At 41.5% G+C, this 20,811-nt stretch carries 18 protein-coding genes; 8 read left to right on the plus strand and 10 right to left on the minus strand.

Annotated features, from left to right (window positions below; all coding sequences use genetic code 11):
- Positions 1-7 precede the first annotated feature (7 nt).
- Positions 8-412, plus strand: a complete 405-nt coding sequence (locus L3V25_RS01410; RefSeq protein WP_237293724.1) for a VOC family protein — start codon at positions 8-10, stop codon at positions 410-412.
- A 61-nt stretch (positions 413-473) separates the two neighbouring features.
- Here L3V25_RS01410 and L3V25_RS01415 read toward each other — a convergent pair whose 3' ends face one another.
- Positions 474-2,090, minus strand: coding sequence for a peptide ABC transporter substrate-binding protein (locus tag L3V25_RS01415; protein ID WP_237293725.1), 1,617 nt, complete (start codon positions 2,088-2,090; stop codon positions 474-476).
- Between the two features lie 167 nt (positions 2,091-2,257).
- Here L3V25_RS01415 and mpaA point away from each other — a divergent pair, with 167 nt between their 5' ends.
- A complete protein-coding gene (mpaA, locus tag L3V25_RS01420; protein ID WP_237293726.1) occupies positions 2,258-2,968 on the plus strand; it encodes a murein tripeptide amidase MpaA in 711 nt (236 codons plus the stop codon).
- Here the strand turns inward: mpaA and L3V25_RS01425 are convergent.
- The 4 genes from L3V25_RS01425 to L3V25_RS01440 form a co-directional block, all read right to left on the minus strand.
- Entirely contained in the window at positions 2,965-3,339 is a 375-nt protein-coding gene (locus tag L3V25_RS01425; RefSeq protein WP_237293727.1) for an endonuclease domain-containing protein, read from the minus strand. The two genes, mpaA and L3V25_RS01425, sit on opposite strands and share 4 nt — an antisense overlap.
- A 238-nt stretch (positions 3,340-3,577) precedes the next feature.
- Positions 3,578-4,552, minus strand: coding sequence for an N-acetyl-D-Glu racemase DgcA (gene dgcA / locus L3V25_RS01430; protein ID WP_237293728.1), 975 nt, complete (start codon positions 4,550-4,552; stop codon positions 3,578-3,580).
- Position 4,553: 1 nt separating this feature from the next.
- A complete protein-coding gene (locus L3V25_RS01435) occupies positions 4,554-5,195 on the minus strand; it encodes a YdcF family protein (protein WP_237293729.1) in 642 nt (213 codons plus the stop codon).
- 123 nt (positions 5,196-5,318) lie between these two features.
- Positions 5,319-5,543 (minus strand): hypothetical protein, encoded by a 225-nt coding sequence (locus L3V25_RS01440; RefSeq protein ID WP_237293730.1) that lies wholly within the window; start codon positions 5,541-5,543, stop codon positions 5,319-5,321.
- 307 nt (positions 5,544-5,850) lie between these two features.
- Here L3V25_RS01440 and gltS point away from each other — a divergent pair, with 307 nt between their 5' ends.
- The 3 genes from gltS to L3V25_RS01455 all read left to right on the plus strand — a co-directional run bounded on the left by gltS (position 5,851) and on the right by L3V25_RS01455 (position 9,565).
- Positions 5,851-7,074 (plus strand): sodium/glutamate symporter, encoded by a 1,224-nt coding sequence (gltS, locus tag L3V25_RS01445; RefSeq protein WP_237293731.1) that lies wholly within the window; start codon positions 5,851-5,853, stop codon positions 7,072-7,074.
- A 195-nt stretch (positions 7,075-7,269) separates the two neighbouring features.
- Entirely contained in the window at positions 7,270-8,628 is a 1,359-nt protein-coding gene (locus L3V25_RS01450) for an MDR family MFS transporter (RefSeq protein WP_237294324.1), read from the plus strand.
- A 34-nt stretch (positions 8,629-8,662) separates the two neighbouring features.
- Positions 8,663-9,565, plus strand: a complete 903-nt coding sequence (locus L3V25_RS01455) for a 1,4-dihydroxy-2-naphthoyl-CoA synthase (RefSeq protein WP_193000112.1) — start codon at positions 8,663-8,665, stop codon at positions 9,563-9,565.
- A 606-nt stretch (positions 9,566-10,171) separates the two neighbouring features.
- Here L3V25_RS01455 and L3V25_RS01460 read toward each other — a convergent pair.
- Genes L3V25_RS01460 through atzF form a run of 5 tightly spaced genes read right to left on the minus strand, consistent with a single transcriptional unit; the run spans position 10,172 to position 17,355 of the window.
- A complete protein-coding gene (locus L3V25_RS01460) occupies positions 10,172-11,890 on the minus strand; it encodes an ABC transporter ATP-binding protein (protein ID WP_237293732.1) in 1,719 nt (572 codons plus the stop codon).
- Positions 11,891-11,893: 3 nt separating this feature from the next.
- A complete protein-coding gene (locus L3V25_RS01465; protein ID WP_237293733.1) occupies positions 11,894-12,760 on the minus strand; it encodes an ABC transporter permease in 867 nt (288 codons plus the stop codon).
- Positions 12,753-13,778, minus strand: a complete 1,026-nt coding sequence (locus tag L3V25_RS01470) for an ABC transporter permease (protein WP_237293734.1) — start codon at positions 13,776-13,778, stop codon at positions 12,753-12,755. The genes L3V25_RS01465 and L3V25_RS01470 overlap by 8 nt, the downstream gene beginning before the upstream one ends.
- A 5-nt stretch (positions 13,779-13,783) precedes the next feature.
- On the minus strand, positions 13,784-15,418 hold the full coding sequence (locus L3V25_RS01475) for an ABC transporter substrate-binding protein (protein WP_237293735.1): 1,635 nt from the start codon (positions 15,416-15,418) through the stop codon (positions 13,784-13,786).
- 29 nt (positions 15,419-15,447) lie between these two features.
- On the minus strand, positions 15,448-17,355 hold the full coding sequence (atzF, locus tag L3V25_RS01480; protein ID WP_237293736.1) for an allophanate hydrolase: 1,908 nt from the start codon (positions 17,353-17,355) through the stop codon (positions 15,448-15,450).
- A 32-nt stretch (positions 17,356-17,387) separates the two neighbouring features.
- On the opposite strand from atzF, the gene L3V25_RS01485 reads away from it, so the two are divergent.
- The 3 genes from L3V25_RS01485 (at position 17,388) to L3V25_RS01495 (ending at position 20,792) form a co-directional block, all read left to right on the plus strand.
- A complete protein-coding gene (locus tag L3V25_RS01485) occupies positions 17,388-18,284 on the plus strand; it encodes a LysR family transcriptional regulator (protein ID WP_237293737.1) in 897 nt (298 codons plus the stop codon).
- 96 nt (positions 18,285-18,380) lie between these two features.
- Positions 18,381-19,982, plus strand: coding sequence for a gamma-glutamyltransferase (locus L3V25_RS01490; RefSeq protein WP_237293738.1), 1,602 nt, complete (start codon positions 18,381-18,383; stop codon positions 19,980-19,982).
- A 105-nt stretch (positions 19,983-20,087) separates the two neighbouring features.
- A complete protein-coding gene (locus L3V25_RS01495; RefSeq protein ID WP_237293739.1) occupies positions 20,088-20,792 on the plus strand; it encodes a GntR family transcriptional regulator in 705 nt (234 codons plus the stop codon).
- Positions 20,793-20,811: the final 19 nt, after the last annotated feature.

The raw sequence follows: 20,811 nt of genomic DNA on the forward strand, positions 1-20,811 counted from the left end.
AGGAAATATGCAAAGACCAAAAGCATTTAATGGACTAAGACATTTGGCGTTAAAAGTGCACCCTTTTGAGGAATGTGTCCGTTTTTATCATGAAATTATGGGAATGGAGATACTCCGTCGAGCGAATGACAACCTAGTCTACCTAAGCTGTGGCAACGATAACTTATCACTATCTCACTCCGATTCAGAACAGGAAAGAGGTCACCATAATCTCGATCACTTTGGCTTTGTGGTAGATAGCAAACAAGAGCTTCAACAATGGTATGAGTTTTTACAATCCCAAGGCGTTCCGTTGCTCGATACCCCTCACGATCATAGTGATGGCGCACGTAGTTTTCACTGTACCGATCCGGCGGGTAACGTGGTTCAACCTATTTATCATCCGGCGATTTCTGGGCAAAAGCTATCTTAGAGCCAAAAATAAACCCGATACATGATCGGGTTTGTTAAAGCTGGTTGGGCTTAGAGAGTACTTACTGAGCGAAATACAAATCCTTCGAATAAATACGCCCTTCCGCATTATGCATTGGGTAGCCGCCGAGTTTTGGATCGACTAAACGTGATTGCATAAAGTAGTAAATTGGTGCGATCGGCATATCTTGCGCCAGCATTTGTTCCGCCTGATCGTAGTATTGATTTCGCTCTTTCACATCAACGGCAGATTGAGCTTTAGACAAGGCTTCATCGTATTTAGGGTTTACATAAGATGGGAAGTTTTTATCGTTATCAGAGCCTAATAAGGTCAAGAACGTTGAGGCTTCATTGTAATCACCACACCAAGAAGCGCGCATGATGTCGAAGTTACGTTCTTGACGCGCGGCTAGGTAAGATTTCCACTCTTGGTTATCGAGCGTGACTTCCATACCTAAATTCTTTTTCAGCATAGAGGCAATCGCCACTGCAATCGCTTTATGGTTTTCACTGGTGTTGTAAAGTAAGTCGGCTTTTAGCGGATTATTGTGGTCATAGCCCGCTTCTTTTAACAATTTAGCCGCTTCTTGATCGCGCTGTTGTTGGGTCCACTGACTGTATTCCGGCTGTGTCGCTTTGAAATTCGCAACATCTTGATGGGCAAACGTATAAGCGGGCACATTGCCTTTGGTAACGCCGTTAGCAATCACATCACGCATAATCGTGTATGAAATTGCTTTACGTACTCTAGGGTCATCAAACGGCTTACGCTTGGTGTTTAACGCGTAGTAATAAGTACACAACAGCGGCGTGATTTTATATGCATCTGGGTGCTCTTGTTTTAGCTTGTCTACCATCGCAACAGGTACATCAGACGTAATGTCCACTTCACCCGTCATATAACGGTTCATCGCCGCAGTTTGGCTTTCAAACGGAATGTAAGTCACTTTGTTAATCACTGTATCTTTGTTATCCCAGTAATTAGGATTACGTTCCATTTCCAAGCGCTCATTGATCACCCAATTGGTTAGCTTATAAGCGCCATTGGAAACCATGTTTTCAGGCTTAGTCCAATTGTCACCATGCTTTTCAACCGCTTTTTGATTAATTGGCATCATCACAGTATGCGCTGTCATGGCCACAAAATACGGTACAGGTTTATCTAATTGAAATTGTAATGTATGTTCATCTAGCGCTTTAACGCCAAGCTTTTCAACCGGTTGTTTACCATCAATGATCGCTTCTGCATTGTTAATGCCAGTCAGTTTTAAGTACCAAGCGTTGGGTGACGCGAATTTTGGATCGACCGCAGTATGTAGGCTATAAACAAAGTCTTGCGCGGTAACAGGCTCGCCGTTCGACCATTTAGCATCTTGGCGTAAATGGAAGGTGTAAGTCTGGTTATCTTTGGTTTCCCAGCTTTCAGCCACACCGGGAACCACACTACCATCTTGGTTTTGAATAACTAATCCTTCAAACAAGTCACGCAGAATATGCATCTCAGGAATGCCTTCTGCTTTTAAAGGATTTAACGTTGCCGCTTCTGCATCGTTACCACGCACCAATTCTTGTTTTTTGGCTAGTGTGACACCATCAGGTACTTGAGCAGCAAAACTTGAAGTAGGTAAAAGAAGTGCGGAAAGGGTTAACGCTAAAACTGAAGGTTTAAAAGAGAGCATGAGACTTCCTTGTAAATGAAGAAGTAATGGTAGAAAAGATAATAATAACTATAACGTTAACTATGGTTTTAACCCATATTTTTATTACGATTTTATACTTTCTATGTGAGCCTAATTCGGTAATACTGCTTAATAATGGATTTACAAATCTAGATTAGGAAGATCGTATGGCTGTCATTCTTCGACCTCGTGAGCAACGCGCTCAATTTCAATTCAAACCCACTACCTATGGCCATTCTGTACTCGGTGCGCCGTTAGTGTATTTTCCCGCGCAAATCCAAGATGAAGATACCGGACTGATTATCGCCGGGACTCATGGTGATGAAACGGCTTCAATTGTTAGCCTATCTTGCGCGCTTCGTTCAATAAAAGCTGGTCAACTTCGCCACCATGTTGTGCTCAGTATGAACCCAGATGGTAATCAATTTGGGACTCGCACCAATGCCAATGGAGTGGATTTAAACCGCAACTTTGCTAGTCAAAATTGGCAAGCCGGCGGCACGGTATATCGTTGGAGTACTCAAGAGCCCGAGCGCGATGTTGCCGTGGGAACCGGTGAGACAGGCAATTCAGAACCAGAAACCGCGGCACTATGTCAGCTAATTGAAGAGCTCAACCCAGCATGGGTAACCTCATTCCATGAACCTTTAGCCTGCATTGACGATCCTAGCTTTTCACCTTTGGCGCATTGGTTATCTCAGAAAATGAACTTGCCGATGGTGAAAGACGTTGGCTACGACACACCAGGTTCATTTGGTTCTTGGTGTGCCGAACGTGATTTATTGTGCGTGACGGTAGAATTGCCACCTGTTTCAGCCGATTACGCCTGTGAGCATTATTTGGATATGTTGGTGGAATTGCTGACCAAGCGATTTTAATACTGATCTCTTAATTTCGTCTGTATATAAATATGAATCTGCTGGATTACTGCCGCCAATTCTTCACGAACTTGCTGGTTAGTAAATCTAAGAATATTTAATCCGTTCTTTTTAAGATACTGATTTCTTTTCAAATCATACTGAACACCTTGCTCGGTATAATGGCTGTGACCATCGACTTCAATCACCAAATTCAACTTTGAGCAGTAGAAATCAACAATGTAGCTTCCAATGCCATGTTGACGCCTGAATTTAACTCCTAGTTGATTATTCTTAATATGAAACCACAATATTTTTTCTGCTGGAGTTAAGTTACTCCTAAGTGATGAACGGTATGCTTTCGTTTTTTGTAAGTTATAGATCTTTCCCATGCAACCCCCTCCAACTCCCCCTTATATTGACTAATAGGCCAAGTAACTCCAACGCTCAAGGGGGAGAGCTTGTCCGCTGTACAGGAAACTAGTCTATAAAAAACAAACTAAAGAATTGATTAAATTAGTTTGATTTTCAGCGCGCCACGTAATGTTCTCCCCCTTTATCGAATCACTATTGAGATAAGAAGTGTTGATATAAGGGGGAGTTAGAGGGGGTTGCTTACGATAAACTCACCTACCCCCACAACTCCGGACTCATCACCTTCATTGTAGAAACATCAAATTCAAAGCCTTGTGGATGATCTTGAGCTAATAGAAGTGGGCCGTCGAGATCAACCACTTGTACGCCTTGCGCCACTACAAAAGCTGGTGCCATGCCAAGTGACGAGCCGACCATGCAACCGACCATAACTTGCATACCTTGTTCTATAGCGGCTTGTTTCAGTTTAAGCGCTTCGGTTAATCCACCCGTTTTATCAAGCTTAATATTGGCCATATCATAGCGCCCCACCAGCTTAGCTAAGCTTGCAACGCCGTGACATGACTCATCGGCACACAAGGTGATTGGACGTTCTAGCCCATCAAGCCAGTGGTCTTTATCAGCAGGAAATGGTTGTTCGATCATCGCCACGTTCAATGCTTTAAGTTGAGGGATCATCGCGTTATACAATTCCACATCCCAGCCTTCATTGGCATCAACAATAATCTTCGCATTAGGGGAATGACGTCTTACCGCAGCCACTCGTTCAATATCGCCTTCTCCGGCTAATTTTAATTTCAGCACTGGGCGAGCTTGATTTGCTTTGGCATCGGCGCCCATTTTTTCAGGGCTGGCTAAAGATAAAGTAAACGCCGTAGTGAGATCATGAGGTTCAATCTCAAGCAACTGCCAAATGGTCTTTTGTTGCTGTTTACAGTGTAAATCCCACCATGCGCAATCTAAGGCATTACGCGCTGCGCCTGCCGGTAATAACTGCTGAATATCTTGCGCTGAATCGACTTGGGATAACTGCTCAGAAATTGTTTCTAAATCAGCCATCACTTGTTCAATTGACTCGCCATAGCGAGCATAAGGAACGCATTCCCCTCGCCCGACATATCCTTGTTGCTCTAAGGTAACGACCACTACATCGGCATGAGTTTTCGAACCACGAGAAATAGTAAACGCGCCATTGATTGGCCATGATTGAGTAGAGATCGTCATTTTCATATTACACATCCACGTGCTCGTCATAACCGATATTGCATAAGGCGGAAAATGCTTGTTCAACTGATTCTGGAATGTCTTGAGCGGCAAAGAAACCTTGTGTGGGATAGGTTTTCAAACGCTGAATTTCACCTACCATCAGGTTTATCACTTCAGAAGAAGGATGCAGCGCGCTGCAATAATCGAGGAATTCAAGTTGAGGAGAGCTTACTTGCGCTTGAACCTGTGGCCAAAGTTGCTGGCAGGTCGCCAACGCACGACGTTCCATGTAAGGTTTTTGCACTAAAGTCACACTGCTAAGCGTAAGACCTTTAGATTCTAATAATTGTTGTGTGAAACGAAAGTTCTCGCCGGTATTGGTCGATTGGTCTTCAAGTAAAATAGCATGATGAGGAACACCGCAATCAATGGCGATTTTGGCAAAAGTTTCCGCTTCAGAATGTTCAAACAACCCATCGGTCATTCGGCCTTTGCCGCCAGAAATAATCAATAACGGGGCGATACCTTGATGATAAAGCTCAGCGGCTCGCTCACCAACACGTAAATCAGAACTGCCTAGAAGTAATAAAGCATCGGTTTTTTGAAGAGATTGATCGAGTTTTAAGTACTGCCAAACCGATAAAGCATGATCGTAATAACGCGTCATTGTGCACTTCCATTTTAGATATAGAGTGATAATGACTTACTGTACTTGAGTTTTTACTTGCGAGTAAGAGCTAGTGAAAGAAAAGTATTGGTATATAAAAAATCGTCTGGATAGCTACTGTTCTCAATGAGTAGAATCTAACGAATATACGGCATTTTGATGATTACAATAACGGCATAAACACACACGGTCCATTTTGTGGTAAGGTACGCCGCTGAAAAGCTGATTGATCAACTCATTGAATTTTTGGAACTTGTTTTTTAATGACATATCATCTTCCGCTCGCTTGCGTAATACCGCTTTATGTTGAGTATCGCGGCAACATGATTGGCAAAATAAAACAGGCATAAAATCTCCAATAATCGGGTTCTAGAACAAAAAACGAAACAATTATTTAACATACTAAATCCTACTTTTGTTCAGACGTCATAAAATTGAAAAATCCATGTCAATAATTCAATCAAGATCAAACTTTACTAACCACTAGAGCCACTAATGACTCAACTTTTTGTTACTTCGAAACATAAGTAACGAACGATGTGATCATTTGTCCTAATTGCTCTAAATGATGTCTATCCACGTCATTTATTGTCTATGCTCAATAACGGCGGTCTACATTTTCACTCCTTAAGTTTTACTTTTTTAGAGGCAGTATATGAATACAGTTTATCCTGTGAATTCTATCGAGTCTTTTTTGCTCGCGATCTTCGTGTTGCTACTCGGTCATTTTATTAATTCCAAGGTGCCATTTTTATCTAAATATAAAGTCCCTGAGCCAATTGTCGGTGGCTTGGTTGTGGCGATTATTAGCACTATTCTACATTTCCAAAACATCACACTTGAATTTGATTTGCCGCTAGAACACACCTTGATGTTGCTCTTCTTTACTACGGTTGGCCTATCAGCAAGCTACACTCAGTTACTAAAAGGTGGTAAAAAAGTCTTTATTTTCCTTGGTGTTGCCTCTATCTATATCATTATTCAAAATGCGGTAGGCGTTGGCTTAGCGGAAGCCTTGGGGATCAACCCACTACTTGGTTTAGTAGCCGGCTCTATCACGCTATCTGGCGGACACGGTACAGGCGCGGCTTGGGCAAGCACTTTCCAAAATACCTATGGCATTAATACACTTGAATTTGCGATGGCTGCCGCGACCTTTGGCTTAATTGTCGGTGGTATTATTGGCGGGCCCGTTGCACAACGACGCATTCAAAAGCACAACCTAGTCTCAGAATACGGCGCAGGTGATAAGCATCATGACAGTTTCCCAGATGTCGTGACTTATAACGACCGAGAAGAAGATAAAGTCTCCGCTTATCGCGTGATTGAAACCTTATTTACTATGCTGATTTGTGTAGTGGGTGCGGTTTATGTTGAGCAATGGGTGAATACCTTTGAGATTAGTTGGTTAAAGATCCCAGACTTTGTATATGCCCTATTCTTAGGTGTGATTATCACCAATATTTTTGAGGTATCAGGTAAGTACAAGCTCAATACCGATACGGTTGATATTCTCGGAACCGTGTCTTTATCGTTATTCTTAGCCATGGCATTAATGAGTTTGCAATTGTGGGAAATCTTTTCACTCGCGATCCCACTGTTGGTTATTTTATGTGTGCAAACCGTTATTTTGGCGGTATTCGCTTACAATATAACGTTCCGCGTGATGGGCTCAAACTATGATGCAGCGGTGATCACTGGCGGTCACTGTGGTTTTGGTTTGGGTGCCACACCAACCGCGGTAATGAACATGGGTTCAATCGTGACGCATTACGGGCCATCACCACAAGCCTTTATGGTCGTGCCAATTGTTGGTGCCTTTTTCATTGATATCGTTAACTTAATTATCATCCAAGGCTACTTATCGTTTATTGGTTAATGGCTAAAGGTTTAATGAAGCATCCTACACTGCGGATAACAGACTAAACACGCTGTGCCGCAGTTCAGGTTAATTCACTTGCGTATTAATCTCGATTTTGAACAGACATATCTTTAATAAAAATAATTTTGATAAAAGTTGTGTTGAGGAAAAATAGTGACTGAACAAAAAGCGGTTTCACCACAAAAAATATTCATGAGTGTCGCGCTTGTCATTGCGCTAGGCTCATTAGAAAAAAGTATCGTCACCACCCCACTGCCTATCATTGGTGAGCAACTCAATGCAGGTAATGCACTCACTTGGGTAGTCACGGCTTATTTATTAGCGGCGACCGCAGTATTACCGGTTTATGGCAAACTCAGCGACATTCTAGGCCGTGTGAAAATGCTGTATATCGGCATTACGCTCTTTGTTCTCGGCTCGGCAGCATGTGGCTTCGCGCAAGATTTACCAACCTTAATCATTGCTCGTGTCATTCAAGGCATAGGTGGTGGTGGCTTAATTGCCCTCGCCTTTACCGTGATTGCCGACTGTATTCCGGCGCGTGAAGTAGGCAAATACCAAGGCTTCATCTCGATGGTCTATGCGGTTTCCAGTATCGCAGGCCCATTACTTGGCGGCTACTTTGCCGAGCATCTATCTTGGCGCTGGGTATTTTGGATTAATATCCCGCTCGGTTTACTGGCGGTATTTTTGATTCGTCGCAACCTTTCACATTTAAATAAAAAGCGTGATTCGAAATTTGATTGGTTAGGCGCGATGATGCTAATGATCTGCTCCACCAGCTTACTGCTTTTACTTTCACCTGAAGCCGAACTTCCTACTAGCTGGACTGGCGGTGCGTTTATTGCCTCAATCTTAATATTAATTTTGGTCGAACGACGCGTTTCCGATCCTATGCTACCTGCTCGCTTAGCTAAGCTACCCAACTATTTGGTTTGCATCTTACTGATTTTATGCTCACAGTTATTAATGTTTGCCATTTTGGTGTACCTACCAATGCAAATGCAGTGGCAACGTGGTTTATCCGCTTCAGCCAGTGGCGAAATCATGGTGATCTTCATGTTTAGCATCACCATTGGCGCCTACTGCGGTGGTAAGCTAGTCAATAAATCTGGTGAAACCAAACGCTATGCATTGTTTGGCTTTTTACTAGCGGCGATTAGCTTTGCGATGATCCAACAACACTTTTATCCAGCGGTAGCGCTCGGTTTAGCAGGTCTAGGTATCGGCTTTACTCTGCCAGCGATTGGCGTAATGGTGCAAAACGTATTACCAGCAAAAGATCGCGGTATTGGCATGTCATTATTTAACTTTGGTCGTGAATTAGGGGGAGCCATCGGCGTTGCCGCATGTTCAACCGTATTCCAATTGAGCCTAAATCATGATGGCATTGCCAAACAAAATAGCCTTGCAGAATATAGCCCTCAAGCCTTAGATTCTGGCTTTACGGCGATTTACTTATTAATGGCGATCATGGCTGTGGTTTCTATGCTAATCACACTGGTCGCGTTAAAGAAACAAACATTAGCCACCGAAATAAAACAAGATTAATACATCGAACTAAACCAAATAAAGGTCTGTCAGCATGAATAAAGTTTCAGATATTTTTAACCCTGAAGATTGGCAAGAAGTTGAAGGTTTTTCATTTGAAGATATTACCTACCACCGCGCAGTAGATGCCGGAGTAGTCCGTATCGCCTTTAACCGCCCAGAATGTCGCAACGCATTTCGTCCTAAAACCGTCGATGAGCTTTTTTGCGCGCTTGAACATGCACGCATGTGGAGCGATGTAGGCTGTGTATTGCTGACCGGTAACGGCCCTAGTGCTCGCGATGGCGGCTGGGCATTTTGTTCAGGTGGCGATCAACGTATTCGTGGCAAAGATGGCTACAAATACGAAGGCATGCCACAAGACCAAATCGACCCTGCAAAACTAGGCAGACTACACATTCTAGAAGTACAACGTTTGATCCGCTTTATGCCAAAAGCCGTGATCGCCGTAGTACCGGGTTGGGCTGCTGGCGGCGGTCACTCATTGCATGTCGTGTGTGATATGACAATTGCCTCAGAAGAACACGCGGTATTTAAACAAACCGATCTCGATGTGGCGAGCTTTGACTCTGGCTACGGTTCAGCTTACCTAGCGAAAATGGTTGGCCAAAAGAAAGCCCGTGAAATATTCTTCCTAGGTTTAGACTACAGCGCACAAGATGCCTTTGAAATGGGCATGGTTAACAAAGTGGTTCCACATGCTGATCTTGAAAAAGAAGCGCTTGAGTGGGGTAAGATCATTTGCCAAAAATCACCAACCGCACTACGCATGATGAAGTTTGGCTTAAACATGACTGACGATGGCATGGTTGGACAACAACTCTTCGCCGGTGAAGCCACACGCCTCGCCTACGGTACTGATGAAGCGCGCGAAGGCCGTGATTCATTCTTAGAAAAACGTCCAAAAGACTTCTCTAAGTTCCCGTATCACTATTAATTGTTATTGATAAAAAGCATATAAAATAACGCCCTGAGCTTAATGAAGTTCAGGGCGTTTTTGTGTTTGTTGATGTTGGTGGGTAATGCGTGCAGGCATGCTTTTCTATATATAGCTAGAAAGCGTAGATAGTTTGTCAATATTCAGCCTGAATAATGGGGTGATGTCCTATAGTGATATGTAGGTTAAACTTTCTTTCAGTCAACCAATTGATATCCTTTAACAAGGAATTTTTGACCCATTCTTATCGCTTGCAAATCATTGAAATAGATAAACGCCTTTGACTATTTAAAATCTCCGTAACACGGCTACGCTGGCCAATAAACGGTACAAGATCCTTACTTTCTAAGGTTTGTTGTTTCATAAAAATCAAATACTACTCAATTATTAAAAAAGAGGTACTACGGTATAGATACGAAAAATTTAGAGCTGTGTTCAGTGGTAATGATCTAGGCTAACTCATGTGCCAATATCGACTAACTCTTTTACCAATGAAAAATACAGTGTTTTGGTGAGGCCGTTATAAGTAAAAGCTTCTTTCTGTCAGCATGTCTTACCCACTCGACGCTTATCAACCAAAACACTCAGTTAACCATCATTTAACTCTTATGCAAATTGATACTCAACAACATTATCATCGGACACAATGATATCTTTAATATGTGGAATCGATTCAATCAGCTTTTTCGTGTAAGGGTGCTTTGGAGAGTACATCACTTCTTGTGTCTTACCTTGTTCAACGATTTTCCCCTCTTGCATTACTAAAATTCGCTGACTTAACATTTTGACTACATGAAGATCATGGCTAACAAACAAGTAACTCAGCCCAAGTTCTCTTCTTAACTTTTCAAGCAATTGTAAAACCGTCGCTTGAACAGACACGTCTAACGCTGAAGTAGGCTCATCAAGTATCAAAAACTTAGGTTTTAAAGCCACCGCTCTCGCTATACCTACACGAGCTTTTTGCCCTCCACTTAGCTGATGAGGCAAACGAGTAATCAAGTGCATCGGTAGTCCCACTTGCTCAACCAGTTCTTCGACTTTTGATTTTAATTGCTGCTTACTCAATTTGTCACCTAACCTCAATAAAGGCTCAGCAATTAAGTCAAAAACTGAATGTCTAGGGTTTAATGACCCTGTGGGATCTTGAAACACCATTTGAATATCTTTTCGTAATGGATGCTTAATAAAGTCTTTATTAGAAATGCTCGATATATCGACTCCAGAAAATTTGATGCTGCCAGCTGTGGCATCTTCCAAACGAGTAAGTAATTTTGAAGTCGTAGATTTACCACTCCCAGATCCCCCGACTAAACCAACACACTCACCAGAGTAAATAGAGAAACTACTTCCATCAACGGCGACAAACTCTTCATACGTCGGTTTAGAAAAAGGGATAAATGCGCTTTTCTTTTTAAGGTAGGTTTTTCGTAATCCGTCAACGACCAGTAATGGTTTCTCACTAATTTCTGGCTCTGGTAGTGATAAATAATCTGGCGGTGTTACAGTCAGATCGGCCACGCTGCCATCTTTTGATGGGGTAGCTTGTAACAATTTCTTTGTATAAGGATGGGTTGAGTGAGTAAAAAAATCTTGTCGAGTATTCTTTTCTACCACCTTACCTTTTTCCATTACCACAAACTTATCACAGTACTCAGCGGCAATACCAAGATCATGGGTAATTAAAATTACCGCTAAACCTTCAGTTTTTGCTAAGTTATGAATTAAGTCCATAATGGATTTTTGAGTAGTAACATCTAAGCCAGTGGTAGGTTCATCTGCTATTAACATTCTTGAACGGCACGCTAAAGCTAACGCAATCATAACCCTTTGACACATCCCGCCACTTAACTCGAAAGGATAAGAATCTTTGACACGTTCGACATCATAAATTTCAACTTGTTGTAATAACTTTTCGATTTCCTTATTGATACTCGACCATGAAGCATAACCATGTGTACGAAGCATATCTCTCAAGTGTTCACCGACTTTGCGAATAGGATTCAAAGTCGACATAGGGTTTTGAAAAATCATAGAAATTTCTCGTCCACGTATCTCTTTTAATAATTGAGAGTCAGCACGGTGCAGAGGCATGCCATCATAAATTATTTCACCTAATGCAAGAGAGCCATTTTTATCTAATAAATTCAATATGCTGTATGCTGTGACCGATTTTCCACTACCGCTTTCTCCGACAAGGGCGAGGATTTCACCTTTCTCTAACGAGAAGCTCACATTTTCTACTGCTCGCACAACGCCTAATTTGGTTTCAAAGTCGATCGCCAGTTTATTGACAGTTAGCAAAGGCTGCTTTTTCTTATCCATAAGTTACTTCCTTTTTTGTGGATCAGCGAGATCACGTAATGTGTCTCCGACCAAATTGAAGGTAAACACGGCTAACATTAAAATGAATCCTGGAAATAGCACTAACCACCAATGCCCAGAAATAATATAGTCAGAACCTTCCGCAACTAATATTCCCCATTCCGCAACAGGAGGACGAACACCTAATCCGATGAAAGATAAACCCGCAGCATTAAGTATTGCCCACCCCATATTGATAGAGATTTGAACGATTAGGTTGGGTAGGCAATTAGGTAAAATATGTGCCCCTAATGTTCTAATGTGTGAGTTGCCTGATAAAAGCGCTGCTTGAACATATTGACGATCTCTTTGTAAACTCACTTCCGCTCGTGCGATTCGAATATAAAACGGAATATTAATAATCGCAGTAGCATAAATAACGTTAATTAAAGAATTCCCCATCACCGCAACAATCCCCATTGCGAGAACAAAAAGAGGAAAAGCCAGAACGATATCGGCTAATCGACCAATAATCCTCTCATACCACCCTCCAAAATATCCGGCTAAGCTCCCTAGAAATGTTCCAACGACAAAGCTAATCGATACTGCAGCAACGGCGATACCCAGATCTAATCGAGTTGCCACCACTACTCTTGAAAACACATCTCGTCCTAAATGATCCGTACCAAACCAATGCAGAGAGTTTGGTCCTTGCAAAGCAATCGAAGTATCACTCGCTAATGGATCAAAAGGGACCCAATATTCACCGGTTAAAGCCACTAAAGCATAAAAGCCAAACAATATTAAAGAAGCCAGTGATAGCAGGTTTTTTCTCGCAATAAACCAAAGCCTTTGGAAGATATTTTCTTGTGTTAATACAATACTATTCATTACGTCCCATCCTTGGATCAAATAATGTATAAAGAATGTCTATGATTAAATTTAGCGTCACAAATAGCACCGCCATAATTAATACAAAACCCTGTATTGCTGCATAATCTGATGCGACGAGAGCATCAATGGCAAAGGTTCCAACACCTGGCCATGAATACACTTTCTCTACAAGTACATTCCCACCTAATAAAAAACCAAACACCAAACCAATAACGGTTAATAATGGTAAAGAAGCATTTTGGAGCGCATAAACATAAATTCTAACGGAAGCACTGATCCCATTTGCTTTTGCCGCTCGTACATATTCACTTTCTAATGCTGTAATCATTGAAGAACGTGTCATTCTTGCTATCGGAGCTAAGGCGCAAAGCGCTAAGGTTGTCGCAGGCAAAATCAACTGAGCAAAAGCGGCTTTAAACGTCTCAAAATCAGAATTCAAGAGCGAATCAATGGTATAGAAGCCCGTAACATGTGGTGGCTCCAAGTACATGAAATCTAAACGACCGATAGGAGAAGGCGACCATCCCAAAATATAATAAAAAATAAACATTAAAAATAAGCCACTAAAGAATATCGGTGTTGATGCGCCAGCTGTCACTAATACTCGACACAAGTGATCAACCCAAGTATTCGGTTTAAGTGCGGCTAAAATACCTAACGGCATCGCGACCGCTAATGCTAAGAATAAGCCGAGAAAGGTAAGCTCTAAAGAAGCGGGTAATCTTGATTTCAATTCATCGGTAACACTTTGACCTGTCGATAAACTTTGCCCTAATTCACCCTGTAAAAGGTTCTGACAATAAGTCATAAATTGAAAAGGTAATGAGCGATCAAGGCCTAGTTTTTCCCTAACTTGTTGTATGGATGCATCATCTGCCATTGCTCCAGCGAAATAAACTGCCGGATCGCCCGGCAGTGCTCGAGTTAAGCAAAACGATATAACCAAAACACCAAAAAGAGTTGGAATAGCCATCATCAAACGCTTCATGATTAACCTGATTTTATCGTAAAGCATAATACTTACTCCTTGGTAAACGCTCGGATATCCAATTGACGGTGGAACCAATTTACATATCCCGACACATTCTTCTTCATCACAACATCTAGTGTCGGCTGCCAAAGAGGGATCATAGGGACTTCACTGGTTGCAATATCGATCATACGGGTCACATTAGTGTTGTATTCAGGGTTTTCGATTGGCATTTTCAATGTGTTATCGACTAATGCTTTCATTTCGGCATTGTCATAATTCATTGAGTTAAAGAGGTGTCCTTTGATATAAGCCCAGAAGAAATAATAATCAGGGTAATTCAGCCATCCACCAAAGTTTTTAAGATGAAGCTCTAAACCTTTTTCAACTAAAGCTTTTGTTCTCCAACTTGCACCCGGGATTTTATTAATCGGAGCTGTGATACCAATTTTCTTAAGATTTTCTTGGATAAGCAGAGCTGTTGGCTCCATCCATTGTGCGAAGTCTAGGTTCATTGACACAGGTACAGTAAAGCCCTCTGCATAACCGGCCTCTTCCATTAACGCCTTTGCTTTATCAATATTGGTGCTATAAGGGAACGCTTGAGGCCATTCGACTGAACTTGCTTTGTCACCTTCTCGTCCCCACATTGGTTTACCAATACCATAAGCGGCCACATCAAATATTTCTTTATATGGCAATGCATAAGCGATGGCTTGACGAACTTTAGGGTTAGAAAATGGTTCAAAATCCATATTCATACCAACAGCATGTAAAGTATTATCAATAGTGGAGCTAGAGACTTTCAGTGTTGGGTTTGTCATTAATTCCTTCACATCTTTTGAAGGTAAATCTAATGCCACATCCGCATCTCCTCGCTCGATAAGTGCTCGACGAGTTGAAGCACTCGGCACATCTCGTACAATGACGCGCTCCATTTGTGGTAACTCGCCATTTTTCCACTTATCAAATCGCTTGTAGACCAACTGCTGACCTGGAACCCAACGCTCCAGCATATAAGCACCACCACCAGCAGGGTTTTGATGTAAATATTCCGTAGCCCAAGGGTCTTCCTTTGTGGCATGTTTTTTCGCTACAGTTGAATTGATAACTATCGGGATAGGTACTGCTAAATCAGGCAAGGTTAATTTATTTGGCTCATTCATGATGACTTTGAAGGTATGTTTATCAACCACTTCAAATTGTTCTGGTGAATTTAATCCTCCAGCCTTCATTTGAACGGTAGGGAAACCACCTAAGCTGACCGCACGATCAAATGACCACTTCACATCCTCAGCCGTAATTGGTGTTCCATCCCAGAAAGTCGCATCTTCTCTTAAATGAAAAATATAATTCAACCCGTCCTCAGAAAGCTCCCAACTAGTTGCTAACTCAGGTTTAATCACCGTTGAGTCCGATTTTAAACTTCCTTGACCGTTATCCTTAATGCCAAAGGACACTAATCGGTCATACATATTGACGGCAACTTGGTAACTCGGTCGGTTGGTACCCGCTCTATGGATGTCCAAGCTATTGATGCTTGTTCCCGATAAAATAACTAAAGTATCTTCACGAGAACTGGCATTAGATTGAGTAGCAAAACTACTCAGCAAAGAAATCGTCAATAAGCTCGCGGCTTTTAACGCCATTGGGGACTTCACTTTATTCCTTAATATTTTAAGCATAACCTCTCCTTAGATATGACAAATTCAAACTACATCGCTTCTTCTAAACAATATTTTCTCCAACCACCATACTGGCTAATGTCATGAGCTTGCCCTAGCGCATAGGACTCACATAAAAACCCTTTCACCTCTTGGTTGTCATTTAGTGTTATCGTCCCTATCGTTAATGGCGCTGGTATAGCGGCGATAAACTCCCCAACCTTTTCGATGGGTAAAGCCCAAACTTCGACATCAATCGACACACCATTTGCATCTTGAATTAAACCTGGACGGGCAGGTACTTTTCCTTCTAATTGATATAATCGATAAGTCGGCTGAGTTTTGGCGCTATATAGGTAATAGCCACCTTTTTCGGTTAATTGATAGTTCAATGGCAAACCGGACATATGGGCACCAACCACTGCGATATTCATGGTTTGGTTGTCGGTTTTAACTTGAGAAATAAAATCAATTTTTTTATTTGGGACGTAATGTGGAGTGGCCCCTAATTTAGGAGCGTGATCACGGTGATAGTCACTAGCAAGACGATGAATAATAGGATCATGTCCACTCTGTGCAATTAAAGTAATACTGGATGGCGATTGTTTCGTGTTTGGGGCTCCCGGCACAGCAATAGCACAAAGATCAAGTAAGTTAACAAAATTGGTATAAGTCCCTAAACGGCTGTTTGGAACAATAGGATCTTTATTCACGTCATCAACAGTCACCACTCCCGGCATAGAAGGGGTACACAAGGCATCAATGCCAGATAATGACTGCATGATCTCGTGCTTTAAAGTTTGTAATAGATATTGAGCCTGGAATAAGTCACTTGCTGTAAACTTTTTTCCCGATTCAATGATTTGACGAGTAACCGAATAAAAAGCGTCTGGGTTTTCCTCAATAAATGGCGTCACTGCGCACAAACGCTCGGCAACCCAAGGACCTTCATATAATAACTTCGCAACTTCATAGAAAGGTGAAAAATCAATACTGATAACCTTAGCACCTTTGCCCTGCCAATATTCAACAGCTTGTTCGAATGCTTGTTGTTGTATTGAATCATCAACAATAAGTGATGCCTTATCAGGTATCGCTATCGTTAATGCCTCTACGGATGTAGGTTTACTGTCAAAATCAAACTTTTTAGAGTAAGGCTCACTAACGTCATATTGAACGCAACACTCAAAAACTCGTTGTGCATCATCAACCGTTAACGCAAAAATAGAAACCGTATCTAATGTCTTACAAGCTGGTATCACGCCTCGGTTTGATAACGCACCTAAAGAGGGTTTTAAACCTACAATATTGTTTAAAGCGGCTGGAATTCTTCCCGATCCCGCGGTATCAGTACCGAGAGAAAAGCACACTTGCCCATGAGAAACAGCCACCGCCGACCCTGAACTCGAACCGCCAGGAACCCACTCAGCATTAATCGCATTTTTAGGTGGTAGGTGAGGTGTTCGGGTACCGACTAATCCAGTAGCAAACTGATCAAGGTTAGTTTTACCTATTACAATAGCCCCTGCTTTCTTCAGTAGCGACACCACATAAGCATCGTCTTTTGCCACATAAGAATACTCAGGACAAGAAGCTGTAGTAGGCATTCCCGCGACATCTATATTATCTTTTACTGCAAATGGGATCCCCCATAGCGGTTGTTTATCAAAATCCATAGAGCCAAGGTTTTGAACAGCGTTATCTAATTCTTCTTCCGTTGCTGTATATAAATAAATCCCAGCATCCCCGGTATTTTCTAATCGTAAAAGCGATTCATTTATGACCTCTTTTACTTCTAGCCCCTCTTTATATGCCTCTTGAACGGAGTCAATCGTAAACAATAAATCACTCAACATACCATCATCACCCAATACCAAACGAACAATACATTCAGTTAACCAATGATTAGTGATGCTGTATACTGCCAATATTGCACGCATGTGATGCGTTTTTTGCACACCCTAAACCTAAGCATTAAAAAGGAAGTTTTATGCGGTTATTAACGGATTTTCGTTACTTTCAAACCATCGCTAAAATTGGTTCGATACGAAAAGCAGCTGACAAGTTATCGATTACATCAACGGCATTAAATAGAAGAGTGATCGCATTAGAGGAAGAAATGGGGGAAAAACTCTTTGAACGCCAACCATCAGGCGTCAGGTTATCGGCTGCGGGGGAATATTTTTTAGATCATGCTCAAAAGCAGATTGCTGACTTTGAGAGAGTTCGAAGTCAAATCGCCGACTTGAAAGGTATTCGTCGTGGACACGTCAATATTGCTTGCAGTCAAGCTCTTCTCACCTCTTACTTTCCACAACAAATCTCATCATTTCGTGAACATCATCCGGCTATTACTTTTAGTATATTTCAACGCGATCGATTATCTGCAGAATCAGCATTACTTGATAATACTGTCGATTTAGCCATGATATTTGAACCCATTTATATGCCTGAAATGAAAATTCTCATGTCTAAAGAACAACAAATGTATGCGATTTTAAGAAAGGATCATCCTCTGGCAAATAGACAAGAATTAAAATTAAGCCAATGTACCCATTACCCACTAGCCCTACCTACTGCGGGGATAGGCGTTAGACAGCTTATCGATTTTAAAGCCAGTCGAACCGCCTTAGATATCAAACCCATTGTTCAATCTGATAGTTTTGAATTTTTACGTAACCACGTCATTAATGAAGGAAGCATCACTTTTCAGATAGAAATTGGTTTACCTAAAATAATGGATGCCCTAGGCATTAAAGCTATTCCCTTATCCAAAACGGATATTGCTGTAGGCTGTATGTACCTGATTCAAAAAAAGGATAGGATTTTACCACCAGCGGCAGCACTGTTTACTGAACAACTGATTCAAGATCTTTCAAAAGAGTAGTTAAATGACCTAGCCTGCTTTAAAGCCCTAACTGTTGACTTCTTTTTCAATTAATGATTCAGTGCTAGCAATATGCTAGCAATCATGGATCGATTTATGCTTTCAAAACAAAAGACAACTAAAGGAATCATTACCACTCCACACCCCACAGCCACTCAAGTTGGTTTGGATATTCTCAATCAAGGTGGTACTTCTATTGATGCCATGATTGCCGCTGGTAGTGTATTAAGTGTGATTTATCCACACATGATCGGCATTGGTGGGGATGCTATTTGGTTGATTGATGATGGTAAGACGGTAGAAACCATTACCGGCATTGGCCACTCAGGAAAACAATTACCAGTAGGTAATAAAATTGAAGAACGAGGTCCGAAATCCGTTGCGACAACAGCCGGAGCGCTCGCAAGCTGGATTTCTGCTTTAGATACGTCAAAACAATGGGGTTCTTCTCTACCTTTATCTCAATTAATGAAAGAAGCCATCCACTTTGCCGAAAATGGTACCCCAATCTCACAATCTCAAGCTTTTTGGATAAAACAACGTCAAGCACTCATTGATACTCTACCTGACTTGAAAGCTCTCTGTTGTAAGGCCGATGGTAGTCTATTAGTAGAGGGGGACACCTTAATTCAACGAGCATTGTCAAAAACACTACAAACACTCAGTCAGGAAGGGTTAGAAAGCTTCTATCAAGGCAGCATTGCTGAACGTATTGCGCAAGGTTTCGAGACGCTAAAGTGTGGCTTAACTCAAGAAGATTTAGCTAAGACCACCGCTTTGCAACAACACAGTCTTTCAGTTCGCTATTCCAATGGTTTCTTGCATAACTTCCCACCTCCCAATCAAGGTTTATATACGCTGCAAGCACTTGCCATGTTTGACAAGTTAAAACCGGCTGATTTACAAAACCTTAGCTTTGAATATTATCACTTACTCATTGAGTGCATTAAAGCCAGTTTGAAGCGACGAAATCAGGAACTGGGTGATCCTGATTTTTCCAATATCGATCTCACTCAAAACCTCACTTCAACAGCCATAGATTCCTATATACACAACCTGAATTTAGATGTGGCGGCTAGTAATGAAACAGGGCAACCTGGAGATACCGTCTGGCTCGCAGCAACGGACTCCCAAGGGAGAACAGCCTGTTTAATGCAAAGTTTATTTCATGACTTTGGTAGTGGTTGCCTAGTGGGTGATACTGGCATTTTATGGCACAACCGTGCCGCAAGTTTTGAACTCATCAATAACCCTTCAAATCAATGGGAACCACATAAACGCCCCGCTCATACACTCAATCCTTCTTGTTATTTATCAGACAGCGGAGAAAAGTTTTTCTTTGGTAGCCAAGGAGGTGATGGACAACCTCAAACTCAAATGGTCGTTGCTACCCAATTAATTGACTTTAAACAAACACCAACTCAAGCTTTACATGCGCCTCGTTTTCTCAATGGTCGTAGCTTCTTTGATAGTAACGATAATTTAAAATTAGAAGAGAGCATTCCGTCTGACGTTCAAAAGCAATTAATGGAAAAGAAGCATAAGATAGAGCAAATACCACCATTAAGCCCACTAACCGGCTTAGCTGGGGTCATTCATATGGATGTAAACAAAAATCTAGATGCAGCTCATGATCCTCGAGGAGAAGGGAATGCATTACAACAAAGTAATGATTGGATCCCACCTTGCCCTCTTTAAATCAAAGAGGCTTAATCACAATCGATTTTTGATTTCCTCCTGCTTGAGCGTTATTGTATTCATTATGCTAGCAATAAAGCTAACCATTACAGGCGCGTTTGATACATGAAAACAACACCAAATAAAAACATCACAAAAAAACAGCAAGAAGTGCAAAGAATTATCGATGTCTTGTCCAAAGCTATTGCTCAACATAAATTGTTGCCTGGACAGAAGCTTATCGAAGCACAAATTGTTCAGGCATTATCAGCCAATAGAAATCATGTTCAAACAGCATTGCAACGTTTAGCACTGCAACACATCGTCACCATAGAACCTAACCGTGGTGCTTTTGTTGCACAACCTAGCGCCGAAGAAGCCAAAGAAATCTTTGCAGTTCGAAAAGTGGTAGAAAAGGGTATTATCGAAAATATTGACCTTCCAGATTTTGAAAAAAACTGGGATAAAATTAACTCCCATATGATCAGTGAACTTGAAATCACTCAAGGAGAGGATAGACAGGCGATTGTTAGTAAGCTGTGTGATTATCATAAACTTTTAGCGGATCTAAGTGGTAACAGTGTCCTCATAGAAGTTTTTGATAACCTTATGGTTAGAAGCTCATTAATCGTCGCTCTCTATCAAAAAAATGATATACCATCATGTCAGCATAAAGAACACAAACTCATCATTGAGGCATTAAAGCAAGGTGATAAAGAACAAGCTATTCACTTAATGATGGAGCATCTCGATCACTTAGAAGCAGAGTTAGTACTGGATGACAGTAAAAACCAAACAACAGATATTATCCAAGCTCTACAGGAGCTATAGCAGCTAAGGAGAAAAGACT

Origin of the sequence: Vibrio sp. CK2-1, assembly GCF_021726515.1 — a bacterium.
GTDB lineage: Bacteria > Pseudomonadota > Gammaproteobacteria > Enterobacterales > Vibrionaceae > Vibrio.

Coding starts and splice junctions, on each gene's coding strand:
- L3V25_RS01410 (WP_237293724.1), top strand. CDS start 8: ATGCAAAGACCAAAAGCATTTAATGGACTAAGACATTTGGCGTTAAAA.
- L3V25_RS01415 (WP_237293725.1), bottom strand. CDS start 2,090: ATGCTCTCTTTTAAACCTTCAGTTTTAGCGTTAACCCTTTCCGCACTT.
- mpaA (WP_237293726.1), top strand. CDS start 2,258: ATGGCTGTCATTCTTCGACCTCGTGAGCAACGCGCTCAATTTCAATTC.
- L3V25_RS01425 (WP_237293727.1), bottom strand. CDS start 3,339: ATGGGAAAGATCTATAACTTACAAAAAACGAAAGCATACCGTTCATCA.
- dgcA (WP_237293728.1), bottom strand. CDS start 4,552: ATGAAAATGACGATCTCTACTCAATCATGGCCAATCAATGGCGCGTTT.
- L3V25_RS01435 (WP_237293729.1), bottom strand. CDS start 5,195: ATGACGCGTTATTACGATCATGCTTTATCGGTTTGGCAGTACTTAAAA.
- L3V25_RS01440 (WP_237293730.1), bottom strand. CDS start 5,543: ATGCCTGTTTTATTTTGCCAATCATGTTGCCGCGATACTCAACATAAA.
- gltS (WP_237293731.1), top strand. CDS start 5,851: ATGAATACAGTTTATCCTGTGAATTCTATCGAGTCTTTTTTGCTCGCG.
- L3V25_RS01450 (WP_237294324.1), top strand. CDS start 7,270: ATGAGTGTCGCGCTTGTCATTGCGCTAGGCTCATTAGAAAAAAGTATC.
- L3V25_RS01455 (WP_193000112.1), top strand. CDS start 8,663: ATGAATAAAGTTTCAGATATTTTTAACCCTGAAGATTGGCAAGAAGTT.
- L3V25_RS01460 (WP_237293732.1), bottom strand. CDS start 11,890: ATGGATAAGAAAAAGCAGCCTTTGCTAACTGTCAATAAACTGGCGATC.
- L3V25_RS01465 (WP_237293733.1), bottom strand. CDS start 12,760: ATGAATAGTATTGTATTAACACAAGAAAATATCTTCCAAAGGCTTTGG.
- L3V25_RS01470 (WP_237293734.1), bottom strand. CDS start 13,778: ATGCTTTACGATAAAATCAGGTTAATCATGAAGCGTTTGATGATGGCT.
- L3V25_RS01475 (WP_237293735.1), bottom strand. CDS start 15,418: ATGCTTAAAATATTAAGGAATAAAGTGAAGTCCCCAATGGCGTTAAAA.
- L3V25_RS01485 (WP_237293737.1), top strand. CDS start 17,388: ATGCGGTTATTAACGGATTTTCGTTACTTTCAAACCATCGCTAAAATT.
- L3V25_RS01490 (WP_237293738.1), top strand. CDS start 18,381: ATGCTTTCAAAACAAAAGACAACTAAAGGAATCATTACCACTCCACAC.
- L3V25_RS01495 (WP_237293739.1), top strand. CDS start 20,088: ATGAAAACAACACCAAATAAAAACATCACAAAAAAACAGCAAGAAGTG.